The sequence below is a fragment of the Bacillus ectoiniformans genome (genome assembly GCF_016908875.1).
Taxonomy (GTDB): Bacteria; Bacillota; Bacilli; order Bacillales; family Domibacillaceae; genus Bacillus_BX; species Bacillus_BX ectoiniformans.
On the sequence record NZ_JAFBES010000008.1, the window covers coordinates 26849 to 53654 of the forward strand.

Sequence of the window (26806 nt, forward strand, 5' to 3'; positions counted from 1 at the left end):
GCTGATTCTTTTTATTGTGTAATGCGAGGCTTTAAGTGGTTACTAACTTTTAATAATGTTATAATTTTGGTTGATCATTTAAATTAAAGGAGACTATTTTTATATGTCTGAATTGATTCATCAGTTTGAAGCATGGCTGTTGGAATATGGTGTATGGGGATTAGTGATTGTTGCTTTTACTGAGTCTTCATTCTTTCCAATTCCTCCTGATGTGATTTTATTGCCGCTGTCCCTCGCCGACCCAGATCGTGCATTAATGTTTGCCTTATACACTACACTGGCTTCTACATTCGGAGCACTTCTCGGCTGGTTAATCGGACATAAGCTCGGCAGACCTATTTTACTGAAATTTATTTCTGAGAAAAAGATTAATAAAGTGGAAGATTACTTTAGCAGATATGGGGCGCTGGCTATTCTGATTGCAGGTTTCACCCCGATTCCATATAAGATCTTTACTGTTTTTTCAGGAGTAGCAAAAATCCCAATAAAAGTTCTGTTGATTTGGTCATTTATCGGCCGGGGACTTCGCTTCTTTACAGAAGGCTTAATTATCTTCTGGCTTGGCGCACAAGCGAAGCCATTTATCGAGGAGAATTTCACGATGCTGACCATTGGCGGCGGAGTGATCATTTTAGCCGTCTACCTTGTCTATCTCTACTTCAAGAAAAGAAAGAAAATTATTTAATAACCAAAAAAAGAGGCTGATGCCCATAAAGAAGAACTTTCAGGATCCCATCATTCACTGGATCGGAAGCCATTCTTTATAGGCCAGGCTCTTTTACTTTTACAGGCGATTGTCCAGCCACTACTTGAATATGTTTAGGCAGTACCCGACACTGGCCAGGAGTCACCATATAGACTTCCCCATCCATGTCCATCTTCATTGGTGATGAGGTTTCAATCGTGAAGCTGCTCACTGAAAGATGCTCAAGTTCAATAAGGTGTTCACCTGTTTCTTTGACCTTTCGAAAATTTAAGTATTCTCTTATTAAGGCGAGTCCTCCCTCTTTTACAATGACCAATTCTAATTTCCCATCATCTAATTCCGCTTTAAAAGGCAACTCATTCGTCCCGATGAAATTCCCGTTCAATGCAACAATCATCACAGCCTCACCTGTATAGGTTTCATCACCTGATGTAATGGTATAGTGGAATGCGCGAGGTGCTCTAATTGTTTCTAACGCACTTAAATAATAACTGATTCTGCCGAGCATTTCTTTTTTGGTTCCGTCGATATTTTCAGATGTATCAACAATTAACCCAATGCCCCAAAAGTTTCCAAAGTAACGTTCATTTATAAAACCTACGTCTAATGATTGAATCGTGCCATGCCCAACAAAATGGCATGCTTCTTCAAACGGAATCGGTATATAAGCTGATCGTGCAAAGTCATTACAGGTTCCTCCCGGCAAGATCGCTACCGCAGGGCGAGTGTCTAAGCGGGCAATTCCATTGATGCATTCATGAACTGTTCCATCTCCGCCAAGAATAATGATGACATCATATTGGCTGCCTTCTTCATAACAAATGGTTTCCCCACCGCCTGCTTCTACAATCATCTTTTCAGATAAGTCCTCTATATAGTCTGATAAGATGGAAACGGCTATATTTACTTGTTCCGCCGTTCCTTTGCCACCTGCTTGCACATTATAGATTAACAGTCCTTTTTTAAATCGTTTCAACTGATTTTCCGCCTCTCAAATTGTCATTTCAATAAAAAAACATCTAACAAATAAGTCAGATGTCCTTTGGATGGACGCACGTGCAACGGGGTGCATAAATCATATATGTAAACAAAGCTGTCAAAATCCAATGGTTGTGGTTACGATTTAACATACTCCGTTATGCCTTGGTAGCCTTTTAAAGAGTTGAGCACTTCAATTCGAGATTTCGTTTTTGACACTTTGACTCCTAATTGAGCTATTCGATCAATAACTTTCATCACTCTTTCATGGTCTTTACCCACTTTAGACACCTCTTTAAAATTTATTCGATAACTTATATACGGTTTAGATGAGAATAAGTTTCAATAAATATTTATTTATTTTTATGTTTCCCTGCTTGTCCAGTATTTAATCCTCCATTTATAATTTTTTTCTTCCTACCATTCTATTCATTTATATAAAGTAATTATCCTGCTAATGAATAAAAATTTTTACCGATCAATTTTTAGGGAACTCTGATTATAACACCAAACAAATCCAATAGAAAGAAGACCGGCGAAGCCGGTCTTTCATTAAGCATTATAACTTAGTTCATCCTGCTCACCGTTATACATCTTGCCATCCATGTCTTTTGTCACACGGCTAGTGACCACTCCAGCAGTCATACTTCCACTTACATTTACCGCTGTACGTCCCATATCAATTAATGGCTCAACTGATATTAAAAGTCCGGCCAAAGCAACAGGCATGTCCATTGCTGACAATACTAAGATTGCTGCGAAAGTGGCTCCTCCGCCAACCCCTGCTACACCGAACGAACTGATGGCCACAACCGCTATTAATGTAAATATAAACGATGGTGACAACGGATCAATGCCTACAGTGGGAGCAATCATGACAGCAAGCATCGCCGGATAAACGCCTGCACACCCATTTTGCCCAATCGACAGACCGAACGATCCGGCAAAGTTCGCAATCCCTTCTGGCACTCCAAGCGCTTTCGTTTGAGCTTGAATGTTTAAAGGCAGCGTACCAGCACTCGAACGCGAAGTAAATGCGAATGTCATAACCGGCAGCACCTTCTTCACATAAGTAATCGGATTTAATCCCACTAATGTGATTAATAGTAAGTGAACAGCAAACATGATCGCTAATGCTACATAGGAAGCTAAAACAAATTCTCCAAGCTGCGCAATAGCCGTAAAGTTACTTGTTGCTACAGTCTTTGCCATAATCGCTAAAATTCCATATGGCGTTAACCGCAGAACGAGCGTCACAATTCTCATGACAATGCTATATAGTGTATCAATAATCTTTTTGAAGAATTCCGCGTGCTCCGGTTCCTTCCGTTTAATTCCTAGATAAGCAAATCCGATAAAAGCAGCAAAGATTACCACCCCAATCGTTGACGTGCTTCGCTGTCCAGTGAAATCAAGAAATGGATTTGCAGGCAAAAGCTCCACCATCTTTTGCGGAAAGCTTTGTCCTTCAATTTCCGAATATTTCTGTTCTAATTCTTGGCCGCGCGCCTGTTCGGATTCGCCGCCTTCTATTTGAACGGCTTCTAAATCAAAGCCAATCGTCGTTGCAATTCCCACAGCAGCGGCTACAGCCGTTGTGCCGACTAACAACCCAATAATCAAAGCGGCTACTTTGCCTAAATTATTTGTTAATGTCAGCTTTGTAAAAGCGGAAACAATCGATACGAATACAAGCGGCATCACGACCATTTGCAGTAATTTCACATATCCGCTGCCGATGATACTAAACCAATCCGCTGATTGTGACAATGTCTCAGATTCTAATCCATAAATAAGCTGAAGGATAAATCCAAACGCAACCCCTAAGCCCAAAGCCGTAAAGACTCTCTTAGAAAAAGAAATGTATTTCTTTTGCATAAAATATAGTACGCCCACTAAAATTAGCAGGACGGCTACGTTAAGTATAATTAAAAATATATCCATTAAATGTAACCTCCTTGTTGTATAAAAGATTTTAAACCTTTAATCCTTATAAGTCAAGTCGGTTTTATTTGTTTTTTTGATCATTTGCGCTCCTTTTCTCCTATGTAGCAAATAAAGATAAAAATTGGTACGATGAAACAAAGACATTTATATTAGTTAGGCATGGTGAAGAACGATGGATACTACAATTTGGGTTTACCTAGCATATGGCTTATTCTTTCTGAACCTCTCCTTTTCTGCTGTTGTTATTTTTTTAGAAAGAAGAGATGCAGCTGCTACATGGGCTTGGCTGATGGTATTATTCTTTATTCCGGTACTAGGATTTATCTTATATCTGATTTTTGGCCAGAATTTAAGCAGACGACGACTGTTCGACTGGGAAGAAAAAGTGAAAATCGGAATTGAATCGAGAATTTTAGAGCAAAAGCATGAGATAAAAAACGGCTTATATCCTTTTCAAAGCAAAGATACAGAACGTCATAAAGACACGGTTTACATGCTGCTCCGCCATAATGATGCGGTGCTCACGGAAGATAATGATCTGCAAATCTTTACCGACGGGGAAGAGAAATTCAAATCATTATTTCACGATATCAGCCAGGCGAAAGACCACATCCACCTGCAGACTTACATTTTCAGAGTAGACGATCTCGGTTCACGGCTTGTTCAATTGCTGGCGGAGAAAGCAAGGCAAGGCGTTGAAGTACGAGTTCTGTATGACGAAATGGGTTCAAGAGGCGTTACCAAAAAAGATTTTAAAGAGCTGATCCAGGCGGGAGGACTAGTGGAGATCTTTTTTCCATCAAAGATTCCTTTTATTAACTTACGGCTTAATTACCGCAACCATCGTAAGCTGGTCATTATTGACGGAGAAGCAGGTTATGTGGGCGGCTTCAATATTGGGGATGAGTATTTAGGGCTCAATGAAAGGTTCGGCTATTGGCGCGATACCCATTTACGCATTGAAGGAACTGCGGTCCATGCGATTCAGACCCGGTTTATATTAGATTGGAATCAGGCATCGCACCGCTATGACATCCATTACTCAGACAAGTATTTTCCCAACAAACCATCTGCTAACAATGCTGCCTTGCAAATTGTTACAAGCGGACCTGACTCCGAGTGGGAGCAGATCAAATACGGCTACATCAAAATGATTTCCTCTGCCACAGAGTCGGTTTACATTCAAACGCCTTACTTTATACCGGATGCCAGTCTTTTGGACACACTAAGAGTGGCCGCTTTAGCAGGGGTGGATGTACGGATTATGGTCCCAAATAAGCCTGACCATATGTTTGTTTATTGGGCTACTTATTCTTATGTGGGCGAATTGTTAAAAGCGGGCGCCCGAATCTATATTTATGACGCAGGCTTCATTCACGCCAAAACGATTGTCGTAGATAGAAAGATCAGCTCTGTTGGCACCGCTAATATTGATGTAAGAAGTTTTAAATTAAATTTTGAAGTGAATGCGTTCATCTATCATCTGGAAACTGGGAAGAACTTAGCTGATATCTTTGAGAAGGATATAGAGCTTTCCTATGAACTTACACCGGAGCTTTATATGAAACGCTCCAATGTTATTAAATTTAAAGAATCGATCTCTAGACTTCTTTCACCTATACTTTAAAGGCAAACGTCCAACAGCTTCTATTCGGCTGTTGGACTTTTTAATTGCAAAGAAAAATGTGACAATAAAGTGACAAATATTATTTGAATTTTCTGTGAACATATTGTATACTTACTTTACAAACTAATTAATGAGGTGATTGCTATGGATCAAGCTTTAATGAAAAAATTGAATAAACAAGGATTAATTTTCACAGCTGTTCACTCCATTTTCTTCTTAAACCTCGCTTTCGACTTTATCCAATTTTATTAATAAACAGCCAGGTCCCATCATCGGAACCTGGCTATTATTTTGTTTCATTTATTTTTTGTGAATGTCCGCCTTTTATCTTGCCCCGCTTTCAATGCGTTCTCCCATTCTTTTTCCAGCTTCTCGATAAGTTGAGCGACAGTCAGCCTGCGGCTTAAACGCGGACTTTGTCCCGACCACATAGATAGGAAATCACGATTATTTAACTCTCCTGCTTTTTTTCGAATCTCTGATGTGAATGAGTTTTGTATTGGGTAGGGCGGCAGCTCCTGTTCAGATTCAGCCATTTCATTCATGAACCGATTCACAATTCCTCTCGCACTCTTCCCTGAAAACACTTTTGTCACCCGAGTATCTTCTTCTGAAGCAGACAGTATCGCTTCTTTATGCAGCGGATGTGCTCCGCTTTCTTCTGCCGTTAAAAAAGCGGTGCCCATTTGTACCACATCTGCTCCGAGACATAGAGCAGCAGCTATCCCCTGGCCATTCATCAAACCTCCTGCGGCAATGACCGGAATCTGAACAGCTTGCACTACTTGCGGAAGCAATGAGATCAACCCAATTAAATGTTCTTCCTCTTGAAAGGTTCCCCGGTGTCCTCCCGCTTCACTTCCTTGCACCACCACTCCATCCATGCCGCATGCTTCTACTTCTTGCGCTTCCTTCACAGTCGTTGCTGTTCCAATCACCTTCGTGCCGTTTGCTTTCAGCTTCTGAATGACTTCCTGATCCGGCAGGCCAAATGTAAAAGAACACACAGCCACTTTCTCCTCAAGCACTACCTGCAGCTGTTCATGAAAAGTAGAAGAAACAGCCTCTTTAGCAAATAGCTTTTCATTTAATCCTAATTCTTTACGGTAAGGATTTAGTAATCTGCTAGCCGCTTCTAATTGCTCATTCGTCGGTACGGCCGGCTCTGGTACAAATAGATTAATGCCAAAAGGCTTTGAGGTGAGCGCTTTGACCTCTTGTATAAATGTTCGCGTTTGCTCTCCCGACAAGTAGCCTGCGCCAATATTTCCAAACACCCCTGCTTCAGAGGCTGCGGCTACTAACTCAGGAGTCGTCACACCTGCCATCGGTGATTGCCAAACGGGAATTCTTAAAGATATATTCAGCATCCAATCACTCCTTTTGCTTATCAATTTATCAACACCAGGAATATCCAATCACTTGCTAAATATCTTTCACTTCACATAAAATAAAGGTATTCATGCTTTGATGAAAGGAATGACCTATATGTCAAAATCAGAGATTCAGTCCAAAATTGCTGAACTGAAAATGGACTATGTCCGAATCCAGGGGGATATAGAAAAGCTGGAATCAACAGGGCACGGTGTAACGAAAGCGGAAGAACAACTGATTCGACTAGAACAAGAACTGCAGGAATTAAATGAGCTTTTGCTTCAGCACAATTAAGAAAAAAAGGCTGTCCAGTAAAATGGTTTCAATCATTTTATTACGGACAGCCTTCTTTCTATTAACCTCTGAACACCTGGTGAAGTAAAAACTCCGTCAGATCCTTGAGCGTAACAAATGCATACTCGGTATGAAGCCTCTCTGTCTGCTGATGAGCATCTCTTCCAACTGGCCCAAGATTCAATACAGGCACTTGAAGTCTTTTCATCGCTTCGATCGGCATATCATACGTCTTGCCCCAAACAGGTACATTGCTAATATATATATTTACTTTCTCGATATCTTCCTGCAACGACACATACGATAAATCACAAATCCCATTAAAATAAGGAGCTATTTGAAAATCGATCTGATGCTGGTCCCCTGCGTATTTCATTAAAAGCTCTGTCCATGTCTTCGCTTGTTCTCCTTGAGACTGAACCGCAGGATAAAACGGAGGCGCATAGAACAAAACAATCATTGGTGCCAGTTCTTTGCAAAGAAGCGCATACTGATCAACAAGCTCAATCGAAAGCTCCCGGTCATCCAAGTGATCCTGTCTCTTTAACACATCACTTTCCAAATTCTCTAGTATTTCCGGGGCAATATGTTCTTTCGCATAGGCTTTCAATTCGGCAAACGTCATGACCTTAATATCAAATGAATGGTCATTGTTTGTTTTTGCCAGCTGATCATACCGATTGTTTCTCGTTTGATAGAATTCATTTATGTTTACCGCTGCTCGATCTGCCGCTTCCCGCAGCATCTCTGTTGTTTTTTCTACTGACCGATCCATCGTCAATACGTTATACAAACTAGCTGCTCTGTTTGGAATTTGAGCGGAATAATCCTTTTTTAAATCCCGGTGAAACAATGCTGTAGGCGGCGGACTGATCTGAGTGCCTGACTGCTCACAGAAGTCTGTATTTAATTCGATCTCTTGTGTCACAAAGGAGTTCATTAAACTCGCATTTAAACCAAGGAACGGCTCACCCACATGCGTTTCTCTTCCATAACAATAAACTCCCGGCAGCAGCTTTCCGATGCTGCCTGTATAAATATAATGATTCGTATCGCCCGGATACAATGAAAACATCGGTTCTCCGTTTAATACCAATTCATACGTTAAATCATGTTCTTTTGCCAATTGCTCGAGTACTGGCACTGCTTCTCTCATCCCGACAGAACTCACTTCTTCATCAGGCACAGTTAGCAGCAGTAAATTACCCTCAAACTCTCCTGCACAGGCCTGTTCAATCATCGACATATGAAGAGCAAGGCCTGCCTTCATATCCATCGTGCCGCGTCCAAACAGCCATTCACCGCTTTGAAGATCTTCTTGCACATCTTCTGCATATTCTTCCATATTCTTTCGCATCAGTTCGGTTAACACCTTCGGCTGAAAGGCTTCTTCCTGCCAAGCTCCGTAATCCTCGACACTGACTACATCGAAATGACTGATTAAAACGATTGTTTTTTTGGCATTTTCTTTTTTAGCCAATGCCGTTATAATTCCGCGCCCATCATATGTAGCATGAAGGCGCAAATGATCTGGGTGTTCCTGATAATAAGGAATTCTAGCTATTTTTTCTTTTATCTTTCCTGCCATTTTATTTTCTTCTATGGTTCTTGAAATACTGGGCACTGCGACGAGTTCACAGAGTAATTCTGTTAACTGTTCCTTTGTCTGATATATGCCGTTCATTCTCAGCAGCTCTCTTTCCATGATGTTTTCCGTTTAAACTATCTAAACTTTATCTATTGTAAAATAATTCAATCTACTATTTCAATAGTTTAGGAAAATTATTCAAACATTCCCGGGAGCCATGTGGAGATTTCAGGAACAAATGTAATCACCATTAAAGAGAAAATCATCACAAATAAAAATGGGAAAATAGCAGAAATAATTTTTTCCAGCGGCACTTTACTCACGCTTGAAGCTACGAAAAGGTTTACACCAAGCGGCGGAGTGATAAAGCCAATCGCTAAGTTAGCGACGAGAATCACACCGAAATGCACTGGGTCAATGCCTACTCCTGTTGCAATTGGCAAAAGAATCGGGGCCAATACCACAAGAGCTGAGATTGTATCAATAAACATGCCGACAATTAATAGTAATATATTAATCAGTAAGAGGACGATGATCTGGTTATCTGAAAAGGTTAAAATAGAATCCGCAATGACCGCCGGCACTTGCTCAAGTGTCATAATAAAAGCAAAAGAAATAGATAATCCAATAATAATCATTGTCGTCGAATTAATCAGAATGGCTTCGACAAAACAGTTATATACATCTTTAGGTGATAATTCTTTATACACAAACATTCCGATGACTAATGCATACACCACGGCAACGACTGCTGATTCCGTCGGAGAAAATATCCCGCCGTATATCCCGCCTAAAATGATGACAGGGATTAACAATGCCCACTTTGCTTCATTCATCGTTTTTAATACAGCAGCAAATGTAAAAGTTTCTATCGACTTTTCCGTATAGTTCTTCTTTTTCGCCACAATATATGAAACTAGCATTAGCATGGTGCCGATCAATAGCCCCGGAAGAATTCCAGCAAGAAACATACTGCTTACGGATACTCCGCCAACCACCCCATAGATGACGAACGGGATACTAGGCGGAATGATCACACCGATTGATCCAGACGCGGCTGTGACAGCTCCGGCAAATCCAGCTCCGTAATTCTTATCACGCATGGCAGGCATCATGAATGAACCAATGGCCGCTACCGTCGCCGGCCCTGAACCTGAAATGGCCGCAAAGAACATACAGGATACGACTGTGACCATGGCAAGACCGCCTACCATCCATCCGACTAGAGCAGAAGCTAAATCCAACAGTCTTCGTGACACCCCGCCCTTCCCCATTAAAATACCAGCTAACATAAAAAATGGGATCGCAAGAAGCGGAAATGAATCTAAGGACGTAAATGCTTTCTGTGTAATAATATTTAAAGGCAGGTCAGAGACAAAGTACATCGTCACGAGTGCCGCTGCGCCGATTGAAAAGGCAATCGGCACCCCGATTAACAGGCACAAAAACATGGTGCCGAATAAAGAAATTGTAGCCATTTCTTACGCCCCCTTTTCTAGCTGGATAGATTCAGTACTGGCAGCTGTCCAAACATAGCGATATTGCTGGATTAAGCGGATGCACATGCCTGCTCCGCCAACCGGAATAGCCACAAAGACCATCCACATCGGCACTTGTATGGCCGGTGAAATTTGTCCATTAATATAGCTTAAATAAACAAGCTTTGTTCCGAATATTGCAAAAAATAATGCTAGTCCAAACCAAATAATGAGAGCAGCACTATCGAGGAGACGGCGCCCATGATGAGAGAATAAATTACGAAACGCTTGAATTCGAATGTGCTCCCCTTTCTTCACTGCGTAGCTCGCACCGACCCACACTTGCCAAATATGTATATAGCGGGCGAGCTCCTCTGTCCAGCTTGGCGCAGCCCCTAGTATATAGCGTCCCACTACCTGTGAAAAAATCAGCAGCACCAATGCCGCCATCGTTAAAACGAGAAATATTTCTTCTGCTTTTTCATCTATTTGTTTACCCACGAATGAAACCCCTCCTGTCTATCTAATGATTTGCTTTTTCAGCAAGCTTAACCAATTCTTCTCCAATAATCGGCACATACTTTTCATACACTGGCTGTGCAGCCTTCTTAAATTCTTCACGCTGTTCTTCCGTCAGTTCGTTTACAATCATACCTTCCGCTTGAATCTGCTTTAGACTTTCTTCATCTTGTTTCTCTGCCAGCAAGCGCTGGTTATCGCGATACTCAAGACTCGCCTCATCTAATACTTGCTGAAGATCAGCTGGAAGAGAATCGTAGAAGTCTTTATTTGCTAGAAGCAATGTAGCCGTGTAGACATGGCCGCTAAGTGTTAAATACTTTTGGACTTCATAAAATTTATTGGTCGAATAAAGGGAAACCGGGCATTCCATTGCGTCAAATGTGTTCTGTTGAAGGGCTGTATAAAGTTCACCAAAAGCAAAAGGTGCGGCGTTGGCGCCGAAACTTTTAAATGTATCCGTGTGGAGAGGGTTTTCTAATGTGCGGATTTTGATTCCATCCATATCTGACGGCTTAGTAATTGGCTGTTTATTATTGGACATGTGGCGGTAGCCGTTTTCAGCAAACGCTAATCCTTTTAATCCATTTTTCTCTAAATCTTTTAATAAGATATCACCAAGTTCCCCGTCCAAGGCCTTATAGGCATTTTCTTTCGAGTTAAATAAAAACGGCAAATCGAACACCATGAATTTTTTATTAAATCCTGCAATAGCAGGCATGGCCGGAATCACCATCTCTACATTTCCAAGCTGCACCGCTTCAATCCCTTCACGGTCTGAACCGAAAAGCACGCCGTTCGGGTATAACTGTACATCGATCCTGCCGTCAGATTCCCTTTCTACTTTTTCAGCGAAAGCTTCCGCTGCTACGTGTGAGGATTGTTCTTTGGGAGGTACATATGTGACTCTGAGAGTATAGATCTCTTCACCTTCTGAGTTTACCTTCGCTGAACTGCAGCCTGATAACATTAGGGCTGCAAAAGCAGCTGCAAGCAGCCATTTCTTCATTCCATCTCCTCCTTCATTTCATTAGAAATTAACCGTTTTGAGCTGCTTTGTATATGGTTGGCCATGACTTCGGCTGCTTGATCTGATTTTCCGTTGATCAAAAGCTGATACACTTGAACATGCTCTTCATAAGCATTAGCCGCGTATTTCTCAAATACACTTTCCACAATCGCAAAGCGCCGATTAAACGCTGTATTAATTTGCTCAATGATTTCCGCTAATTTTCTATTCTTCGCTTCTGAGCTAAACAGCAAATGAAATTGCATGTCCAAATCGACAAAACGTTGGTAGTCTTTGCTTTCGATAGCTGTTTGCTGTTCTGATAAATTCGTTTTCACATTGATAAGAAAATCCGAATGCAGACGATCTTCTGTCAGACTTTGAATGGCATACGGCTCAAGCAGCTGTCTCAATTCCACTAGTTCAGCGATATTATGATCAGTGACACCTGCTACTCGGGCTTTTTTTCCTTTCTCTAAGAGAATTAACCCTTCATAGGCCAAGCGATTGATAGCAGCCCTTAATGGCGTTCGGCTAATTCCCAGCATGGCGGCTATTTTCTCTTCAGGCAATGCATCTCCTGGCTGGATTCTCCCCTGGGTTATTTCCATTTTTAACGATTGATAGGCTTTTTCTGCGAGTGTCTCTCTTTGTATTTTATTTTCCATTTATATTCTCCCTTCTAGGGTTCAAAAACTGTATACAGAATTCTGTATACAGTGATTATAGGGTATGCTATGATATCTGTAAACATTATTTTCTAATTATTCTTAATTTAGGGAGAGAAATATATGGATCTATTTAAAAAATTGATTACTGTGCTTAGTTCTGATCAAGTCACGGTCAACCCTACTATTTTAGAGCACCACAGCAAAGACGAATCTCACTTCTCCGCGCATTTGCCTGATGTAGTCGTATTTCCGCAATCTGCAGCAGATGTCCAAAAAATAGTGACATTTGCCAGCGAACATCAAGTACCCGTCGTTCCTTTTGGTGCCGGGTCTGGATTAGAAGGACATGCCATTCCTGTACAGGGCGGGATTTCTATTGATTTTGAGAGAATGAATCAAATCATCGAGCTTCGTCCCGAAGACCTGATTGTTAAAGTCCAGCCGGGTATAACGAGAATGCAGCTGAATCAGGAACTAAAAAAACACGGATTATTTTTTCCGGTCGACCCAGGAGCAGATGCCTCTATTGGAGGAATGGCTTCTACGAATGCCAGCGGTACTCAAGCCGTTCGCTACGGTGTGATGAGAGATCAGATTCTTGATTTAGAAGTGGTGCTTGCAGATGGCCGCGTCATTCATACAGGAAGCCTTGCAAAGAAATCGTCATCTGGCTATCATCTGAACGGGTTATTTGTTGGATCAGAAGGCACACTTGGTGTATTTACGGAGATTACACTAAAGCTTCATGGGATTCCCGAATCCATTGTGGCCGCTAGAGCTTGCTTTCCTTCGGTAAAAGATTGTGTGGAAACCGCTGTTTCTATTTTAACGGCCGGTATTCCTATTGCCCGAATGGAACTGGTGGATGCGCGCTCTATCATGCAGGTCAATCAATATAGCGGCACAGATTTTTACGAAGTGCCTTCCCTATTCTTAGAGTTTCATGGAAATGAAGAGGGCAATACAGCGGATGCCCTGTTTGTAGAGGCCATTTGCTCGGAGCATAATTGTACGGAATTTATTTTTGAAAAAGACAGTTTAAAACGCGCCCAGCTCTGGAAAGCGCGGCATGATTTATCCTACTCCTTCCGCCATGCCGATCCGAAGAAGGAAATTATCGGCACCGATGTCTGCGTACCGATTTCTAAGCTTGCCGATATTGTGGAGTATGCACGTGAACGAATTCATTTTTATGGATTAGACGGGGCGGTGCTTGGCCATATAGGTGATGGAAACTTCCACACGTTAGTTGTATATGATCCAGAAAACGCTGAAGACGTTCAAAAAATTACTGACCTAAACGGAGAGATCGTGGATTTCGCCTTTACCTTGGGCGGCAGCTGCACAGGTGAACATGGTGTCGGTATGGGGAAAATGAAGTATCAGCGTCAAGAGCATGGAGAAGCATTAGATGTCATGATCAGCATGAAACAATTATTTGATCCAAAGAATATCTTAAACCCAGGAAAGCTGATTCCTATGAAGCAAGAATCAGCTTTGACAAGGGAATAGTTCAATGGCTACGTGACGACTCTTGGCTAGAGACTCTATCGCTGATAGAATTCGGGGAACCGCCGATAGAATCTCGAAAGCCGCCGTTAGAAATCACGTATCCGCCGTTAGATTCTTGAAAGCCGCCGTTAGATTTCAGGTATCCGCCGTAAGAATCTCAAAAGCCGCCGATAGAGCTCTGCACTCCCTCCTCCATCGAGGTCACAAAGTGTTTCATAACCGATTTGAAGAGAAACTTGATTTAATTTACACTAAAAAGGCTGCAGCCCGGTCTAAATGGGGATGCAGCCTTTCTTTCGTTAATAATACCTCCATGATTTCTCATAGACTTCAATTAAATTCGGCCGGATCAGCGTATTTGGCTGAATCTCTCTGACCTTTCCATCTTGACCCTCGATTCTAGCATCTTCATCTTTCCCAAATTGCGTGAGCGCAGGAATCATATCTTTCGTTAAATAGCGTGTATCTTTAATCAGCTTTAACTCGTCCAACCTGATTGGTTCTCTAGAAGCTAGTATAAATCCCCAGCCGCCGAAGCTTGGTATATCGACATGCAGGTTTTCAGTTTCGAGATTAGCCGCTCCAACTGTCGAATCAATGGTCCAATAGACTTCCGGGGCAAACACTGGACTGGTTGCCTGAATCATCATCGCCCCATCAGGTGACAGATGATTACGAAGCAGCGAGTAGAATTCCAATGTATACAGTTTATTGAGAGACTCATTATTTGGATCAGGCAAATCCACTAAAATCACATCATAAAACCCTTTGGCCGTTTCCATAAACCTAAATGCATCTTCATGCAAAATGTTCACTTTTTTATCTTCGAGAGAGTGTTCATTTAAATCTGTCAGTAAATGGTGTGTTTTAGCCGCCTCCACTACCGCCGGATCTAAGTCCACTAAAGTAATGTCACGAATTTCTTTATATTTAAGAAGTTCCCGAACAGCCAGTCCGTCGCCTCCGCCAAGCACCAGCACCCGCTCTTTTTTTCCTGAAGCTGCCACTGCTGGATGAACAAGTGTTTCATGGTAGCGGTGTTCATCAGCAGAACTAAATTGCAGCTGGCCATCCAAATAGAGCCTCGTATCTCCTTCTTCTCTCGTCAAGATGATTTGCTGATAATTGCTTTGTTCGGAATAGACAATCGGATCCTTATAAAGCTTCTGTTCAAAATGAAAAGCCGCTTCTTCCCCGAACAAAGCGCCTGCCACGATGACTAACAGAAAGAAGATGCCTGCTCCTGCATGAAGCGTAAACCTTGTTAATTCTTTTCGAAAGCGGAAAGTAATCCATAACGCCACCACGATATTGATGGCTGCTACTAAGAAGGCGGTCTTCACCAGACCAAAATAAGGCCTCAGCAAAAATATAAACAGCAACCCTCCAAATAAACCACCGGCATAATCAGAGAATAAAACCATCGCCGTACTTTTTTTCAGCTCTACACCAATATCATTAGCCTTGCGAATCAATACCGGCAGTTCCACGCCTGTCAGTGTACCGACAATGATGGTGACTCCATATAGAAACAATGCGTCTGTCCCATCTGGCAAATAGGCCGTGACTCCAAATAATAAAAAAGCCGAGAAGCCCCCAATTAAACCGATGCCGTATTCAATCCATATAAAGGAGACAATAAGCTGCCGGGTGATTTTCTCACTAATAAACGCACCGATCCCCATTCCAGTTAAAAACAGGGAGATGGTGAGCGTATATTGCTTCACACCATCTCCCAGTATGTAAGAACCTAAGGCCCCAAACAGGACTTCAAAAATAATGCCGCATATTGAGACAATTCCTGAAGCCCAATAGATGCTTTTACTCTGTCTTAGAAGCTGTTCATCATTCATGTCCTTCACCTTTCCAATCTAAAAGAGCAATCATCATGAAATCGAAGCGCCAATGACAAACGCAAGGCCAACTGATACACAGAAAGAAATAATTCCTACCGCGAGATTACGTTCTTTTAATTGTTCTTCAACCGAGAAATTACGGGTAAATAATTCAAACAAAAGGTAAGCAATCATTTGAAGAACGACACCATATCCTCCCCAGATCGCTGTTTCTGCAATCGTATCATTGTGGAAAATAGAGAAGGATAAAATAATGCAAATACCAATTATTTTTCCGCCGATAGATAAAGCGACAGCTGAATTCGCTTCATGGATTTCATGCCAATCTTTATATTTCTTCGTTAATAATTCAAAAATGACTACCCCTACCAGCACCACAGCGATGGCTATGACAAAATAGAGAAATGTTAGTAAAAACGGATTCATTCTTTTTCTCCTTTGCTTCTAATCTTTTATTTTCCAGTTCCCGGACCGCCGCCGCGGAATGTCGAGCCTCTTCCTGACGAACCGCCATAATAGCCGCCGGATGACCCATATCCATTATAGCAGTCATCATTGTTATACTGGCGGCAGCGGGCATTCTTATCCCAGCTGCTTCCAAAACTATTGCTTAGAAACTGCCCAAGCAGCATGCCGGTGAAGAACCCCGGACGATAGTTATCGCGAACGAACTCTTCATCTGATATTTCTATTAAACTATGATCAGGTGTTTCAGGGTCTTCTGACAAAATAATAAATTGATCATCATAAATAAGGACTTGTTTTCCTTCTGTATACTTGCCAGTCTGGTCCGGCTCTTCTACTTGAATGAGTTCGTCAGCCAGCTCCTCTACCTTGCGATTCTCTGCCTGGTAAATTAAGGAGCGGTCCTCTGAATTGACTTGGCTTTCTACCGCATCAATCAAAGGGTAATTCTCCACAATATGTTCCTCTGCACTTGTAAATCCGCACCCGGCCAATAGCCCGAGTGCAGAAACCAACAGGATGAATAAGAATAGTATTCGTTTCTCCATAGAAACACTCCATTAAAAACGGGAAAGAATTACTCTTTCCCTAATTTTTTCTTTAATGCTGCCAATTCGTCGTCCACAGCGCTAGTTGACTTTAACGCGTTTAATTCGTCATCTAAGCTGCGGGAGGATGAACGCAAGTCTTCCGAAGTTTCTGCCTCTGCTTCAAACTGCATAACCTTCTCTTCCATTCTTTCAAAGCCTTTGCGTGATTCATCGCCTCCGATAGAAGACATCGCACGGTTCATTTTCGTTCTCGTTTTAGCTGACTCAGCTCGAGCTTTCAAGGAATCTTTCTTCACTTTCATTTGCTGATATTCTTGTTTCATTTCATCTAACTTTTCTCTTAATGCCTTCGCGTCCTGAGCAGCCTGCTCGTATGCTGTTCTCATTGACTCAGCTTGGTCTGCGTGAATCTTTTTGTCTTCAAGTGCTCGGCGCGCCAAGTCTTCATTTCCTGCTTCAATCGCTTGCACAGCTTGCTGCTGGCGCTTCTCTGCCATTTCATTCGCATCATCAAATTTTTTCTTTAGCATTTTTTCGTTAGCAATTTGTTTTGCCACAGCTGTTTCTGCATCACGAATATCCGCTTCCATTTCCCTCATAAATTGATCAAGCAGCTTCACCGGATCTTCTGCTTTATCCAAAGCCGCATTTAATTCTGACCCTACATACGTTTTCACACGTTTAAAAAATTGAAACATCCTGACATTCCTCCTGTTAGCTTCCCGCTAATATTTTTATTTCATATTCTTCAATTTCATAGCCATAACTAACTTCTACCTCACTGCCCCAAACTTCTACAGACAGGAAATGCTCTTCAGTGTCGTCTTCAAAATCGTAATATTTCATTTCTTTCCCATGGACATTTTGACTTCTGCCCTCGCCTTTGACGTAAGCCGTTCCGTGCTCCTCCATGTGATAAGTCCTACCTTCATATGTTACCTTTTTGGGGATTGGTTCTTCTAGGGAAAATTTTACTGTTTTATACATGCCGAGCTCTAATTCATCATCTAGTTCGACTCCAAGCCATAAGGTTTCCCCTTCTCCCTGAAGCTGATAAGCATCCCATGAATAACCGCTGTCATTATAATGGAGCTTGCCGACAACTTGATAATCCTGAAGATCATACGTCACGATGTCACCTGTTTTTAAGTTCATCACTGTTCGTTCTTCCACTTTAGGCACTTCTTTATTCTTATTAAATAAGCGATCGAAAATTCCCATTTCTTCACCTCAATTATGTTATACGCACATAAATAACTAAAGTTTCAATTTTTTTATTTTTTTCCATATGATTACTAAGTATATCAAAACTTATTTCGCACACAATAATTTAGAATTCTTTTAGGAGGTGCGAGATGAAAGTACGTGAAGTAATGTCAACCAATGTAGCTTGTTGTACAGGGCAAGATTCTATGGAAACTGCTGCTGATAAAATGGAATCATTAAACGTAGGGGCTATACCGGTTGTAAATAAAGGTCAGGTCATTGGCATGGTGACGGATCGTGACCTTGCCATTCGTGGCGTAGCCCATAATGGAGCGGAGAATATTTCACAGGTCATGTCTCAAAACGTAGTCACGATCTCTCCGGATGCTTCTGTAGAAGAAGCGGCTGCTTTAATGGCTCAGCATCAAATTCGCCGTTTACCAGTAGTAGAAGATGGCCAATTAGTTGGCATGCTCTCTATTGGAGATTTATCCGTAAATGAACTATCAAATGAAACCGCTGGCGTCGCGCTTACAGATATTTCAAAGAACTTCTAATTCACTAAGGCTGCCCCATAATTGGTGGCAGCCTGTAGTTTGTAAAGACAGCTAGTGTTGACTAAACACTTCAATATGCCGTGACAGCACATGCAGCCGCAAAGGCAACTCTTCTCCTATATCTCCGTCAATATTTGCTTTTAGCGACGTCTTAGAATATAGTTCCACTTCATTTGCCCGCATATAAATGACATCTTTCTCTTCTCCTAGCTGGCCTCTTAGCAATGAAGTCATGAGCTTGATAAATTTCGGCAAAGCTACGTCTTTAATAATAAAGCAATGAAAGACCCCATCATTCGGCTCTGCTTTTGGAGCTAGCTTCTCAAACCCACCTACCGAATTAGTCAGCGCGGCCAAGAAGATCAAAGCTTCACCTTCCCAATTCTGTCCATCCGCTTGTACTTTTAAATCAAATGGTGTTTTTTCTTTCAGTGTTTTGATGCCTTCAATTAAGTACGCTAAAGCGCCCAGCGATGTCTTTTGATCGGCTGTTACCTCCGCAGTGGCTTCAGCAATCCCGCCAACTGCCAAGATGTTTAGGAAATAATGGTCACCTATTTTTCCAATATCCGCTTTTTGCGTACGGTCCTCATCAAGTAAAGTGATCGCTTCTTCGGCCTCTAAAGGTATATCTAAAGCGCGGGCAAAATCGTTTACGGTGCCAAGGGGAATGACGCCAAGCTTCGGACGAAATTCTTTTTCTGCCATGCCATTAATCGTTTCGTTTAACGTTCCGTCGCCGCCCATCGATACTAAAACGTCTATCTGATTTTCACAAGCTTCTTCCGCAAACAGCGTTGCGTCGCCTTCCTTCTCTGTTTGTCTTACATCTGTTGTGTATCCTCGTTCTCTTAATTTGGCATCGATTTGCTCTACATATTGTTTAGCTTGTTCCTTCCCAGAAGAAGGATTGACGATCACCATCGCTTTTTTCATATGTCTGCTTCCGCTCCTTCTTACATAAGATTTCCTGCTTCGATAAAACTCTTCTGTTCCAAGCTCCTTATTCAATAGTATCTCCATCTTTTCAAGATGATCTCTTGTGACAACCGGATCTTTCTCGGACCAATTGACGATGTAGACGAAATAATATTGGTTAATTAATCGAAAAATGACATTGGAGTGAGGGAATTGATCGTACACAGCTTTAATATTATAGCGGCGGGTATAGACCCACTGAATCATCTTCATCATGCTCACCTTTATTTTTAGTATGTATGATTGATGTACCCTTTTTCCTTGAGACAGAACCTTTTTTTAGCACATCTCTCAAAGCTTCCTCTATATCGACAAAACTACTGACTAATCAACAAAAACAGTGAAAGGAAAATACATGTATCTGTAGAAACAATGGATAAAGAGATTTAAATGCTAGGAGCCGCACACTCTCACATTCCACTAAGGAGGGGTATCTATGGAGCAGGCATTTTTCAGTTCAGAAGTAGCAAAGAGCCTTGGGGTCGGAGCAAGTACATTACGTAAATATTCATTAGCCTTGGAGTCCGCCGGTTATCATTTTGATAGAGGTATAAATAATTCCCGCGTCTTTTACCAGAAAGATGTCATCACCATGCAGCGCTTAATTAAAGCAGTCAACGAGCAGAACATGTCGCTTGATTCAGCTATTCAGCTTGCTGTCGAGCACCAGCCTAAACCGATTGATGAACCGGTACAAGCTGCTGCCGTCAAGCAAGAACCCGAGGAACTGCTAAATCGTATCGCCAGACTCGAGGAGCAGCAGGAAACATTAATTGAAGTAAATAAAGAACTAATTAAAGAACTCGCGCAGCATCAGCGCTGGATGAAAGAAAAGATGGAACTTCAAGAAACAGCTGTTAGAGACCGATTGCTGCTGACTGGGTTGCAGCCCCAAAAAGTTGAACGGCCTGCCCCCGTTTATAGTCTTCCATCGCTTTTCTCCATTTTCCGAAGAAAAAAGAAAGAAGCCTCCTTCTAGTGAAAGAGGCTTCTTTTAGTTAGATACACGCGTCAGCTTTTTTAGTAACGAGCGCAATGAGTTCTCTGTCTGCAATTCTGAGAAATCAATACCAAGCTGCACAGCCGTTTGAACTACATCAGGGCGCATGCCAGTTAAAATGGATTTGACTCCGATTAATTTTAGTGAAGCGATTAACTGGAAAAATTGCTGAGCGACCATTGTATCGATCATGACCACACCTGATAAATCAATTACAAGCGTGGATATCCTTGTCTCTAAGCTTTGCTCGAGAGTCGACTGCATCAGCTGTTTTGCTCTAGTTGTGTCAATGTCGCCAATAATCGGCAATAATCCTAAGTCATCTGACAGGGCGATAACTGGCGCACTTAATTCTTTAATCAGCTCCGCTTGAGAAGATAATCGGTTTAACAGAATCTTCATAAAGTATTCCGTGAATGTTTCAATCACGTAATCAAGAGTCGTATTGATCGTTCTCTCCCACTCGAATACGTCTTTCGCTGTAATCTCTAAATCCGTACTTTCTGCGAATTTGCGAATATATGTCCAGTAGACTTGTCTAAAAACACCTGAATTTCTAACCACTTCTTCTAAAGATGTTTGAGACTTTACTCGGTCGGCTGCCGTTTGGCTTGTCCATGCAGAAATGGTCTTCTGCATCTCTTCATCGGTTTGCAGCAGCGAGCGAGCCGTTAAGCGTACATAGTTAGCATTTTGTTCTTTTATCCTTTTAACCACAGCTTCGGGTGCATCTTTCGAATAATCTGACCCTGTCTTGATCTGCTGCAAGGAAAACCAGGTTTCGGTAAAATTCTCAGCATTCTCGACTAGAAAATCATGCAAAGCTCGCGTTTTATTCTCCATATTCTCCCCGTCATCCCCCAAATAAATAATTTCATTCTATATGTTTGCTTAAATCTATCCGCCTTTTATAAATCAGTCATGTTATTATAATAACATCGAATCAACTATTCTCATAATGGTCAATAAGTTTGTTCTCTTTATTGCCATTGTTTTTACATTCAGTTAAGGGGGAGTCTGATGATGAAAAAAGCCATTTTCTTTGATTTAGATGATACGTTGTTAAATGACAAAAAGAGCATTCAAACCGCTTTTGATGTAACTTGCGGTGAACTGGAGGAGCAATACGGAGTCGACCAGCAAACCATTGAAAAGAATGTAAGAGAAGCCGCGCGAAATCAGTATGAAACCTATGATTTCTTTCCTGTAACGGTACAAATTGGCATTAATCCTTTCGAAGGGTTATGGGGTGACTTCGGTGATGTTCATTATGAACAATTCCGTGAAATGGGCAAGTATATCGGCGATTACCAACTGCAATCGTGGACACGCGGATTATTAAAGTCAGGTATTGATGCGGCAGAAGCACCTAATTGGGCAAAAAACCGTTTTCGCGAAGTGAGACGCTGCTCCCCGTTTCTATATGAAGAAACAATGGAACTATTAGAGCAACTAAAAAACCAGACTGATTACCGATTATTGCTGTTAACCAACGGTGCACCTTCTCTGCAGCTAGAAAAGCTAAAGATGACACCGGAACTTGTTCCTTATTTCGAGCATATCCTCATTTCGGGAAATTTTGGTTTCGGGAAACCAAATCCGGCCATTTTTGAACATGCCCTTAAACTGATGGGTGTGTCTAAAGAAGAAGTGATTATGGTCGGAGATAATTTAAGCACGGATATCTTAGGTGCGACTCGCTGCGAAATCGACTCGATCTGGATTGACCACGGAGACGCTAAAGTCGTAGAAGGCGCTGTGCCTACTCGAACAGTTCAATCATTATCCGAACTTTCAGCGGCCATCGAAGAATTGAATAAAGTGTACCAATAAATATAAGGGGGCCTCGTGCCCTTTTTTTAATGTCTCGATTGCTTAACACCTTAGCCTCTTTCCTTTAATCGAACGATCATGGCTATTCTTTTTTCCTCATTAAGTTTCTTTCTGAGAAAAACGGGAATAACTAATATAATTCACCCTACATATAATCGCACGATCGATAAAAGGAGAGAGAAAGATGACAAACGAAACATCTAAATTAGATATAAAGATTTTTGATGAAAAAGATTCACAGCCTTTCAAGGAAGCCGATTTAACTTCCAAGCGCGTGTATGAAATACATGATGAGACACTTAGAACACCGATTGAAAAAGCGGAAGTATTTGAAAAGCTGTTAAATACACCTAATGAGTGTGAACTATGGATTGTACCTGTAACAGAAGAAACAGCTTCCATCATGAAATCCATTACAGAGGAAAAAACAAACGCTTTGTTCGGCATGCTTTCATCCATTAAAGATAAAATGCAGCGGGACCGCACATTTCTTGTTCTTGGACCGGACTGTTCAAGTGATATGACCGACCAAGTAAAAGAACTTGGGTATACCCTGTCTGAATGCACACCCGAGCAATTGGAAGAAGTAAAAGTAGAATATTAATTTCTCATGAAGCTATGCATCTGCATAGCTTTTTTATGGCAAAACGACCACACTTTTACATAATATGACATGTTTCACGTGGAACAACTTATTTACGACAAAATAGACAAAACCTGTTTTTGGATTAAACAGGTTTTGTCTATTCTCGCTTCTTCATTCCATAAGGCAACACTTGCAGCAGCCCGTTACGATTTGAAGATTCATTTCGGGCTTCGTTATGGCCTAATTGCTCACAAACCCGATTGGTTCCGAGAAATCCTTTCACTAATTGGTACGAAAATAGCGGTGTTTTCTCTTTACCCTGAAGAATTTCACAATAAATATTTAATGACAGCTGTTCCGTCAGCCAAGAAGAAATTTGGGGCGGTGACATGAACGGACGAAATTCTTCTCCCTTATATAAGGAAAACAATAACATCAGCTGATAATCCGTTTTTAGCAATTCAAGACACCATCTTTGTTGTGACTGTTTCGGGCCAGTTTTCAATTGGTGATAGATCTTGTTCGCATCTTCAAATAATCGGCGAATCCGATTTTCCATATACACATAGCTTTCTTCAAAATATAATTTATCTCCATAGCTATTATCACTCACTTCAAGCATGAAATACCCTTGATAATCCTTTTCGATTTCTCCCGCTTTAAACATTCGATGCAAATCAATCGTTTGAAATTGCCGACTCTGCTTCAATTCATGAATCGACAAACAAAAATATTGAAAGCCGCTGCCCATCTCTTCACCTGCTTTTCTACTTTCTCTTCTTAATGATGTACCATATTAATAAGAGAAAAGGCAAAAAAGGATACGCTAACACCCCATTTGAATAGCTGTGGAACTACTCCTTGGCAGCTTATTTGACTAATCTGTTTTGAAACGCATAGATCACAGCCTGGGTCCGATCCTGTACTTCTAACTTCGATAAGATATTGCTGACATGGGTCTTCACGGTTTTTAATGAAATAAATAATTCATCGGCTATCTCCTGATTGGCTTTTCCTTGTGCCACTAAAAGGAGCACTTCCATTTCTCTATCAGTTAATTCTTCGTGAAGCGGAATGTCCTGGCCTTGACGCATCCGTTTCATCATCTTCCCCGCCACTTCAGGTTCAAGAACGGTTTCACCAACAGCGGTTTTTCTAATCGCATCTGCAATGATACTTGCTTTCGAGGTTTTAAGAATGTAGCTAACCGCCCCTGCTTCAAGGGCAGGATACACTTTTTCATCATCTAAAAAGCTTGTGACAATAATAATCTTCGCTTCCGGCCATTGCTGAATGATGCGTTTCGTGGCTTCAATTCCATCGACTTTCGGCATGACCAGATCCATCAAAATAATGTCCGGTTTCAAAGCCAGCGCCTTCTCTATCGCTTCTTCTCCATTTTCCGCTTCCGCTGCAACTGTAATATCAGGCTGAGCCATTAAATAGGCTGAAACTCCGATTCGAACCATTTCATGATCATCCACAAGCAATACATTTACCATGCTATCACCTTTTCCCCTTATTTCTCCAAGCCACCCTCGTGATCCAATGTGAGCGGTACCTTCACTTCAAGCTTCGTGCCGTTAGCCGGCAAAGAAATGATTTTCATTGCGCCGCCAATTTCGATCGCACGTTCATGCATATTTTGCAGCCCATAAGAACCTAGCTTGTTTTTCTCCACATCAAACCCTATCCCATCATCACTGATTCTTAAAATGACAAAACCATCACGCCAAATAGTCAAAACATCGAGCCGGCTGGCTTTCGCATGCCGAAGTGTATTAGAAATCGACTCCTGCACAATTCGAAATAGATGATCCTCCATCCCTCGGTCCATCGGAATTTCCTCTGCTGTCCAGTGGATGGCTAAAGGTACCTTCTGAGAAAGCTCCCGCATCAACTCGTCAATTCCTTCTTTCAAGGATTTTCCTTTTAGCGCTACTGGGCGAAGGTGTAAAAGCAAAGCTCTCATTTCCAGCTGTGATTGCTGAATCATCTCTTCGACCATCGCCAGCTGCTTCGTTTCAACTGGATTATCCTGCGGCCTGCTTTCATTCACGGCAGACATAAGCATGGATGCGGCAAATAATTGCTGTGAAACGGAGTCATGAAGCTCCCTGGCCAGCCTCTGTCTTTCCTGTGACACCATTTCTTGAATCAGCTTCTCTTGATTTTCAATCTTTTCACTCGTCAGTCTGCGCGCAGCCTGCTTTTGTTCACCTATCGCTCGTTCTAGCTGAATACATTTCTTCTCAATTGCTGAATAATCAGGCGGCAGTTGATTTGTTGTTTCCGAAGCTTCTTTGCCAGCAATAAGCGAGTCTAACCGCCGCTCTACTTTCTTCATCGATGACCATTGCAGGCCGCCATATATAAGGCCGCAAATAAAAGCAAGGGAAACAACAGAGACCATCACAAACAAAGCGAATGGAAGGTCAAGTGGCCCTTCTTTCATAAAATCCTGCCACGAAGAAACGGAAAAAGCTTCAACGGACGCATAAATAATCAGCCCGGACACGATAAACAAGGCAATAAAGATTTGGACAATCTGCTTTGTAAATAGATTCATATTCGGTTTACCTCGATATCTCCAAGGCCAACCGAAATAAAGATAGCGACTGTTTTTTCTGCTAGTTCTTGATCGGCTTGACGGTTTTCCTCGTAATAAAAGCTTTCATTCCACACCGTCTCGGAACGCTGTCCAAATAATTGCATATTTCCTGCCAAAGCGGTAAAAGCAATCCGAACTGGAACTTCATATGGCACATCAATTTTCACTTTTCCAATCGTTTGCCGAACGGAAATGACAGCTGTGCCTTTAGGCAGCACCGTATTGCTTAGATCAATGTTAACGTCTCCTAGTATCCCTTGAATATGAATGTCTTTCCATTCATAAGGAGAATCCGGCGTCGATTGTACGGAAAACAACTTGCTTTTCATAAATGGGTGCTTCCATGCACTTCCAGACTGTACTTGTGAAGACAAGACGATCTGCTCATCCGCACTTAACAATGTCGGTTCTTTCTTTGATTGTATCGTTCGATAAAGCAGATAAATGACAAAAGCTATTAATAGGATGCGCAGACTAGTCATATTCAGAATCATGATTCCCGTGACAAGTATACCGATCCATAACAGTCCTTTTCCAAACCAGCCGCCGCTCCACTTTCTCCCGAAGTAGATCATTCCTATTCCGAAGAAGAGGGAAAAAACAAACCCGGCCTGAAAAAACGTTGCCTCTATTAAAATCATCAGTACAGCAGCCAATAGAAATACCGTCAGCCAATCTGTTCGCTGAAAACGGGCCATCTCTTTTCCTCCTTCTTCACAATATGAGTATGCATGCAGAAAGAACCCATTCGTCTTCAAACAGGTTCTTCCTGCAGCTAAGAACTGCTTTAACTATAGCATGTTTTATTCTTCCGGTGCGCTCTTTTCTTTAGGCGCCATCGTCCGTTCTAATTGTGCTAGACGCTCCTCCATTAATGAGCTTTCATAACGTTCCTGCAAACGGCCTTCTAAGCGGTCGATATATTCTTCTAACTCTTCAAAACGGCCAAACGGTTTTTCTGATTCAGCAGAATCTATTAACTTATTTAAACTATTATTAGCTCTCACCACATTTTCTCTGCCCATCAGCTGCAAACGGCGCACCTGCATATCCTTGAGCTTATGCTGCATGTCTTCTCCTTTTTTCTCCAGTGACACAAGCTGCTCCCTTGCGATATCAATCGAATGCTGCAATCGATCCGCCCGGTCACGATATACTTTCGCCTCATGTTCAGCAAACTCTTGAAGCTCTGCTTCTCCCGCTGCTGCAGCAAGGCTTGCTTGCCTGCTCCGCTTTCTAGCCTGCTCATCTGCTTGCACCCATTCACGCTGAAATTCCTTTTGCAGCAGCTGCTGGCGCTGAATCAGCTTCGTCACCTTGGCTGTTTCCTTTTCTGCCTCCCTGACGTACTGATTTAATAAAGCTAGCGGATTTTTCTTTTCCTTTACTTCTACAAACTCAAACAATTCGGCTTCCACTGCACTTCTAACTTTTGAAAAAATTCCTGACATGCTGATCTC

29 protein-coding genes are annotated in these 26806 nt (G+C 41.8%); 8 read left to right on the forward strand and 21 right to left on the reverse strand.

Annotation, left to right across the window (positions count from 1 at the left end):
- Positions 1–103 precede the first annotated feature (103 nt).
- Positions 104–685, forward strand: a complete 582-nt coding sequence (locus JOC78_RS11605; RefSeq protein WP_204556042.1) for a YqaA family protein — start codon at positions 104–106, stop codon at positions 683–685.
- 76 nt (positions 686–761) lie between these two features.
- Here the strand turns inward: JOC78_RS11605 and JOC78_RS11610 are convergent, their stop codons facing one another.
- The 3 genes from JOC78_RS11610 to JOC78_RS11620 all read right to left on the reverse strand — a co-directional run bounded on the left by JOC78_RS11610 (position 762) and on the right by JOC78_RS11620 (position 3628).
- Positions 762–1682 carry a diacylglycerol/lipid kinase family protein gene (locus tag JOC78_RS11610; protein ID WP_204556045.1) on the reverse strand — a complete coding sequence of 307 codons (921 nt, stop codon included), beginning with the start codon at positions 1680–1682 and terminating at the stop codon, positions 762–764.
- A gap of 140 nt (positions 1683–1822) precedes the next feature.
- Positions 1823–1966 (reverse strand): Lmo0850 family protein, encoded by a 144-nt coding sequence (locus JOC78_RS11615; RefSeq protein ID WP_204556047.1) that lies wholly within the window; start codon positions 1964–1966, stop codon positions 1823–1825.
- A 270-nt stretch (positions 1967–2236) separates the two neighbouring features.
- Positions 2237–3628, reverse strand: a complete 1392-nt coding sequence (locus tag JOC78_RS11620; RefSeq protein WP_204556049.1) for an L-cystine transporter — start codon at positions 3626–3628, stop codon at positions 2237–2239.
- A gap of 175 nt (positions 3629–3803) precedes the next feature.
- Between JOC78_RS11620 and cls the strand changes: the two genes are divergently transcribed.
- Positions 3804–5258 carry a cardiolipin synthase gene (gene cls / locus JOC78_RS11625; RefSeq protein ID WP_204556051.1) on the forward strand — a complete coding sequence of 485 codons (1455 nt, stop codon included), beginning with the start codon at positions 3804–3806 and terminating at the stop codon, positions 5256–5258.
- Between the two features lie 296 nt (positions 5259–5554).
- Here cls and JOC78_RS11630 read toward each other — a convergent pair whose 3' ends face one another.
- A complete protein-coding gene (locus tag JOC78_RS11630) occupies positions 5555–6628 on the reverse strand; it encodes an NAD(P)H-dependent flavin oxidoreductase (protein WP_204556053.1) in 1074 nt (357 codons plus the stop codon).
- A gap of 118 nt (positions 6629–6746) precedes the next feature.
- Here JOC78_RS11630 and JOC78_RS11635 point away from each other — a divergent pair, with 118 nt between their 5' ends.
- Positions 6747–6926, forward strand: coding sequence for an SE1832 family protein (locus JOC78_RS11635; RefSeq protein ID WP_204556055.1), 180 nt, complete (start codon positions 6747–6749; stop codon positions 6924–6926).
- 61 nt (positions 6927–6987) lie between these two features.
- Here the strand turns inward: JOC78_RS11635 and JOC78_RS11640 are convergent, their stop codons facing one another.
- The 5 genes from JOC78_RS11640 to JOC78_RS11660 form a co-directional block, all read right to left on the reverse strand.
- A complete protein-coding gene (locus tag JOC78_RS11640) occupies positions 6988–8610 on the reverse strand; it encodes a M20/M25/M40 family metallo-hydrolase (RefSeq protein ID WP_204556057.1) in 1623 nt (540 codons plus the stop codon).
- Positions 8611–8708: 98 nt separating this feature from the next.
- Positions 8709–9992: a TRAP transporter large permease gene (locus JOC78_RS11645; protein ID WP_204556059.1), complete on the reverse strand. Its 1284-nt coding sequence runs from the start codon at positions 9990–9992 to the stop codon at positions 8709–8711.
- Between the two features lie 3 nt (positions 9993–9995).
- Positions 9996–10493, reverse strand: a complete 498-nt coding sequence (locus tag JOC78_RS11650; protein ID WP_338023198.1) for a TRAP transporter small permease — start codon at positions 10491–10493, stop codon at positions 9996–9998.
- Positions 10494–10515: 22 nt separating this feature from the next.
- Positions 10516–11520 (reverse strand): TRAP transporter substrate-binding protein, encoded by a 1005-nt coding sequence (locus tag JOC78_RS11655; protein ID WP_204556062.1) that lies wholly within the window; start codon positions 11518–11520, stop codon positions 10516–10518.
- Entirely contained in the window at positions 11517–12188 is a 672-nt protein-coding gene (locus tag JOC78_RS11660; protein ID WP_204556065.1) for a GntR family transcriptional regulator, read from the reverse strand. Before JOC78_RS11660 ends, JOC78_RS11655 begins: the two co-directional genes overlap by 4 nt.
- 123 nt (positions 12189–12311) lie before the next feature.
- On the opposite strand from JOC78_RS11660, the gene JOC78_RS11665 reads away from it, so the two are divergent.
- Entirely contained in the window at positions 12312–13703 is a 1392-nt protein-coding gene (locus tag JOC78_RS11665) for an FAD-binding oxidoreductase (RefSeq protein ID WP_204556068.1), read from the forward strand.
- A gap of 299 nt (positions 13704–14002) precedes the next feature.
- On the opposite strand, the gene JOC78_RS11670 is transcribed toward JOC78_RS11665, so the two are convergent.
- The 5 genes from JOC78_RS11670 to JOC78_RS11690 are packed head-to-tail and all read right to left on the reverse strand — an operon-like array spanning position 14003 to position 17796.
- Positions 14003–15556, reverse strand: coding sequence for a polyamine aminopropyltransferase (locus JOC78_RS11670; protein WP_204556071.1), 1554 nt, complete (start codon positions 15554–15556; stop codon positions 14003–14005).
- Between the two features lie 33 nt (positions 15557–15589).
- Complete coding sequence (locus JOC78_RS11675; protein ID WP_204556074.1) at positions 15590–15985, reverse strand: DUF350 domain-containing protein; 396 nt, start codon at positions 15983–15985, stop codon at positions 15590–15592.
- Between the two features lie 26 nt (positions 15986–16011).
- On the reverse strand, positions 16012–16572 hold the full coding sequence (locus JOC78_RS11680; RefSeq protein ID WP_204556078.1) for a DUF4247 domain-containing protein: 561 nt from the start codon (positions 16570–16572) through the stop codon (positions 16012–16014).
- A 29-nt stretch (positions 16573–16601) separates the two neighbouring features.
- Positions 16602–17273: a PspA/IM30 family protein gene (locus JOC78_RS11685; protein WP_204556081.1), complete on the reverse strand. Its 672-nt coding sequence runs from the start codon at positions 17271–17273 to the stop codon at positions 16602–16604.
- 16 nt (positions 17274–17289) lie between these two features.
- Entirely contained in the window at positions 17290–17796 is a 507-nt protein-coding gene (locus JOC78_RS11690) for a DUF4178 domain-containing protein (protein WP_204556084.1), read from the reverse strand.
- Between the two features lie 134 nt (positions 17797–17930).
- On the opposite strand from JOC78_RS11690, the gene JOC78_RS11695 reads away from it, so the two are divergent.
- The gene (locus JOC78_RS11695; RefSeq protein WP_204556087.1) at positions 17931–18338 is read left to right on the forward strand and encodes a CBS domain-containing protein; all 408 of its coding nucleotides are present in this window, start codon (positions 17931–17933) and stop codon (positions 18336–18338) included.
- A 51-nt stretch (positions 18339–18389) separates the two neighbouring features.
- On the opposite strand, the gene JOC78_RS11700 is transcribed toward JOC78_RS11695, so the two are convergent.
- Positions 18390–19529 carry a YegS/Rv2252/BmrU family lipid kinase gene (locus JOC78_RS11700; RefSeq protein ID WP_338023199.1) on the reverse strand — a complete coding sequence of 380 codons (1140 nt, stop codon included), beginning with the start codon at positions 19527–19529 and terminating at the stop codon, positions 18390–18392.
- 223 nt (positions 19530–19752) lie between these two features.
- Here JOC78_RS11700 and JOC78_RS11705 point away from each other — a divergent pair, with 223 nt between their 5' ends.
- Positions 19753–20295, forward strand: a complete 543-nt coding sequence (locus tag JOC78_RS11705; protein WP_204556090.1) for a MerR family transcriptional regulator — start codon at positions 19753–19755, stop codon at positions 20293–20295.
- A gap of 15 nt (positions 20296–20310) precedes the next feature.
- On the opposite strand, the gene JOC78_RS11710 is transcribed toward JOC78_RS11705, so the two are convergent.
- A complete protein-coding gene (locus JOC78_RS11710; RefSeq protein WP_204556100.1) occupies positions 20311–21159 on the reverse strand; it encodes an STAS domain-containing protein in 849 nt (282 codons plus the stop codon).
- Positions 21160–21339: 180 nt separating this feature from the next.
- Between JOC78_RS11710 and JOC78_RS11715 the strand changes: the two genes are divergently transcribed.
- On the forward strand, positions 21340–22149 hold the full coding sequence (locus JOC78_RS11715; RefSeq protein ID WP_204556103.1) for an HAD family hydrolase: 810 nt from the start codon (positions 21340–21342) through the stop codon (positions 22147–22149).
- 184 nt (positions 22150–22333) lie between these two features.
- A complete protein-coding gene (locus JOC78_RS11720) occupies positions 22334–22753 on the forward strand; it encodes a hypothetical protein (RefSeq protein WP_204556106.1) in 420 nt (139 codons plus the stop codon).
- A 139-nt stretch (positions 22754–22892) separates the two neighbouring features.
- On the opposite strand, the gene JOC78_RS11725 is transcribed toward JOC78_RS11720, so the two are convergent.
- From JOC78_RS11725 to JOC78_RS11745, 5 genes are all read right to left on the reverse strand, one after another.
- The gene (locus JOC78_RS11725) at positions 22893–23486 is read right to left on the reverse strand and encodes a hypothetical protein (RefSeq protein ID WP_204556108.1); all 594 of its coding nucleotides are present in this window, start codon (positions 23484–23486) and stop codon (positions 22893–22895) included.
- Positions 23487–23604: 118 nt separating this feature from the next.
- Positions 23605–24237, reverse strand: a complete 633-nt coding sequence (locus JOC78_RS11730) for a response regulator transcription factor (RefSeq protein WP_204556112.1) — start codon at positions 24235–24237, stop codon at positions 23605–23607.
- Positions 24238–24254: 17 nt separating this feature from the next.
- Positions 24255–25304, reverse strand: coding sequence for a sensor histidine kinase (locus JOC78_RS11735; RefSeq protein WP_204556114.1), 1050 nt, complete (start codon positions 25302–25304; stop codon positions 24255–24257).
- Positions 25301–26044: a cell wall-active antibiotics response protein LiaF gene (gene liaF / locus JOC78_RS11740; RefSeq protein ID WP_204556117.1), complete on the reverse strand. Its 744-nt coding sequence runs from the start codon at positions 26042–26044 to the stop codon at positions 25301–25303. The genes JOC78_RS11735 and liaF overlap by 4 nt, the downstream gene beginning before the upstream one ends.
- Before the next feature lie 105 nt (positions 26045–26149).
- Complete coding sequence (locus JOC78_RS11745; protein ID WP_204556120.1) at positions 26150–26797, reverse strand: PspA/IM30 family protein; 648 nt, start codon at positions 26795–26797, stop codon at positions 26150–26152.
- Positions 26798–26806 lie beyond the last annotated feature (9 nt).

What these genes read in the sequence shown, in the direction of transcription:
- JOC78_RS11605 (WP_204556042.1), top strand. Translation starts at nt 104, where the DNA reads ATGTCTGAATTGATTCATCAGTTTGAAGCATGGCTGTTGGAATATGGT.
- JOC78_RS11620 (WP_204556049.1), bottom strand. Translation starts at nt 3,628, where the DNA reads ATGGATATATTTTTAATTATACTTAACGTAGCCGTCCTGCTAATTTTA.
- cls (WP_204556051.1), top strand. Translation starts at nt 3,804, where the DNA reads ATGGATACTACAATTTGGGTTTACCTAGCATATGGCTTATTCTTTCTG.
- JOC78_RS11630 (WP_204556053.1), bottom strand. Translation starts at nt 6,628, where the DNA reads ATGCTGAATATATCTTTAAGAATTCCCGTTTGGCAATCACCGATGGCA.
- JOC78_RS11635 (WP_204556055.1), top strand. Translation starts at nt 6,747, where the DNA reads ATGTCAAAATCAGAGATTCAGTCCAAAATTGCTGAACTGAAAATGGAC.
- JOC78_RS11640 (WP_204556057.1), bottom strand. Translation starts at nt 8,610, where the DNA reads ATGAACGGCATATATCAGACAAAGGAACAGTTAACAGAATTACTCTGT.
- JOC78_RS11645 (WP_204556059.1), bottom strand. Translation starts at nt 9,992, where the DNA reads ATGGCTACAATTTCTTTATTCGGCACCATGTTTTTGTGCCTGTTAATC.
- JOC78_RS11655 (WP_204556062.1), bottom strand. Translation starts at nt 11,520, where the DNA reads ATGAAGAAATGGCTGCTTGCAGCTGCTTTTGCAGCCCTAATGTTATCA.
- JOC78_RS11660 (WP_204556065.1), bottom strand. Translation starts at nt 12,188, where the DNA reads ATGGAAAATAAAATACAAAGAGAGACACTCGCAGAAAAAGCCTATCAA.
- JOC78_RS11665 (WP_204556068.1), top strand. Translation starts at nt 12,312, where the DNA reads ATGGATCTATTTAAAAAATTGATTACTGTGCTTAGTTCTGATCAAGTC.
- JOC78_RS11670 (WP_204556071.1), bottom strand. Translation starts at nt 15,556, where the DNA reads ATGAATGATGAACAGCTTCTAAGACAGAGTAAAAGCATCTATTGGGCT.
- JOC78_RS11675 (WP_204556074.1), bottom strand. Translation starts at nt 15,985, where the DNA reads ATGAATCCGTTTTTACTAACATTTCTCTATTTTGTCATAGCCATCGCT.
- JOC78_RS11680 (WP_204556078.1), bottom strand. Translation starts at nt 16,572, where the DNA reads ATGGAGAAACGAATACTATTCTTATTCATCCTGTTGGTTTCTGCACTC.
- JOC78_RS11685 (WP_204556081.1), bottom strand. Translation starts at nt 17,273, where the DNA reads ATGTTTCAATTTTTTAAACGTGTGAAAACGTATGTAGGGTCAGAATTA.
- JOC78_RS11690 (WP_204556084.1), bottom strand. Translation starts at nt 17,796, where the DNA reads ATGGGAATTTTCGATCGCTTATTTAATAAGAATAAAGAAGTGCCTAAA.
- JOC78_RS11695 (WP_204556087.1), top strand. Translation starts at nt 17,931, where the DNA reads ATGAAAGTACGTGAAGTAATGTCAACCAATGTAGCTTGTTGTACAGGG.
- JOC78_RS11700 (WP_338023199.1), bottom strand. Translation starts at nt 19,529, where the DNA reads ATGAAGATGATTCAGTGGGTCTATACCCGCCGCTATAATATTAAAGCT.
- JOC78_RS11705 (WP_204556090.1), top strand. Translation starts at nt 19,753, where the DNA reads ATGGAGCAGGCATTTTTCAGTTCAGAAGTAGCAAAGAGCCTTGGGGTC.
- JOC78_RS11710 (WP_204556100.1), bottom strand. Translation starts at nt 21,159, where the DNA reads ATGGAGAATAAAACGCGAGCTTTGCATGATTTTCTAGTCGAGAATGCT.
- JOC78_RS11715 (WP_204556103.1), top strand. Translation starts at nt 21,340, where the DNA reads ATGAAAAAAGCCATTTTCTTTGATTTAGATGATACGTTGTTAAATGAC.
- JOC78_RS11720 (WP_204556106.1), top strand. Translation starts at nt 22,334, where the DNA reads ATGACAAACGAAACATCTAAATTAGATATAAAGATTTTTGATGAAAAA.
- JOC78_RS11725 (WP_204556108.1), bottom strand. Translation starts at nt 23,486, where the DNA reads ATGGGCAGCGGCTTTCAATATTTTTGTTTGTCGATTCATGAATTGAAG.
- JOC78_RS11730 (WP_204556112.1), bottom strand. Translation starts at nt 24,237, where the DNA reads ATGGTAAATGTATTGCTTGTGGATGATCATGAAATGGTTCGAATCGGA.
- JOC78_RS11735 (WP_204556114.1), bottom strand. Translation starts at nt 25,304, where the DNA reads ATGAATCTATTTACAAAGCAGATTGTCCAAATCTTTATTGCCTTGTTT.
- liaF (WP_204556117.1), bottom strand. Translation starts at nt 26,044, where the DNA reads ATGGCCCGTTTTCAGCGAACAGATTGGCTGACGGTATTTCTATTGGCT.
- JOC78_RS11745 (WP_204556120.1), bottom strand. Translation starts at nt 26,797, where the DNA reads ATGTCAGGAATTTTTTCAAAAGTTAGAAGTGCAGTGGAAGCCGAATTG.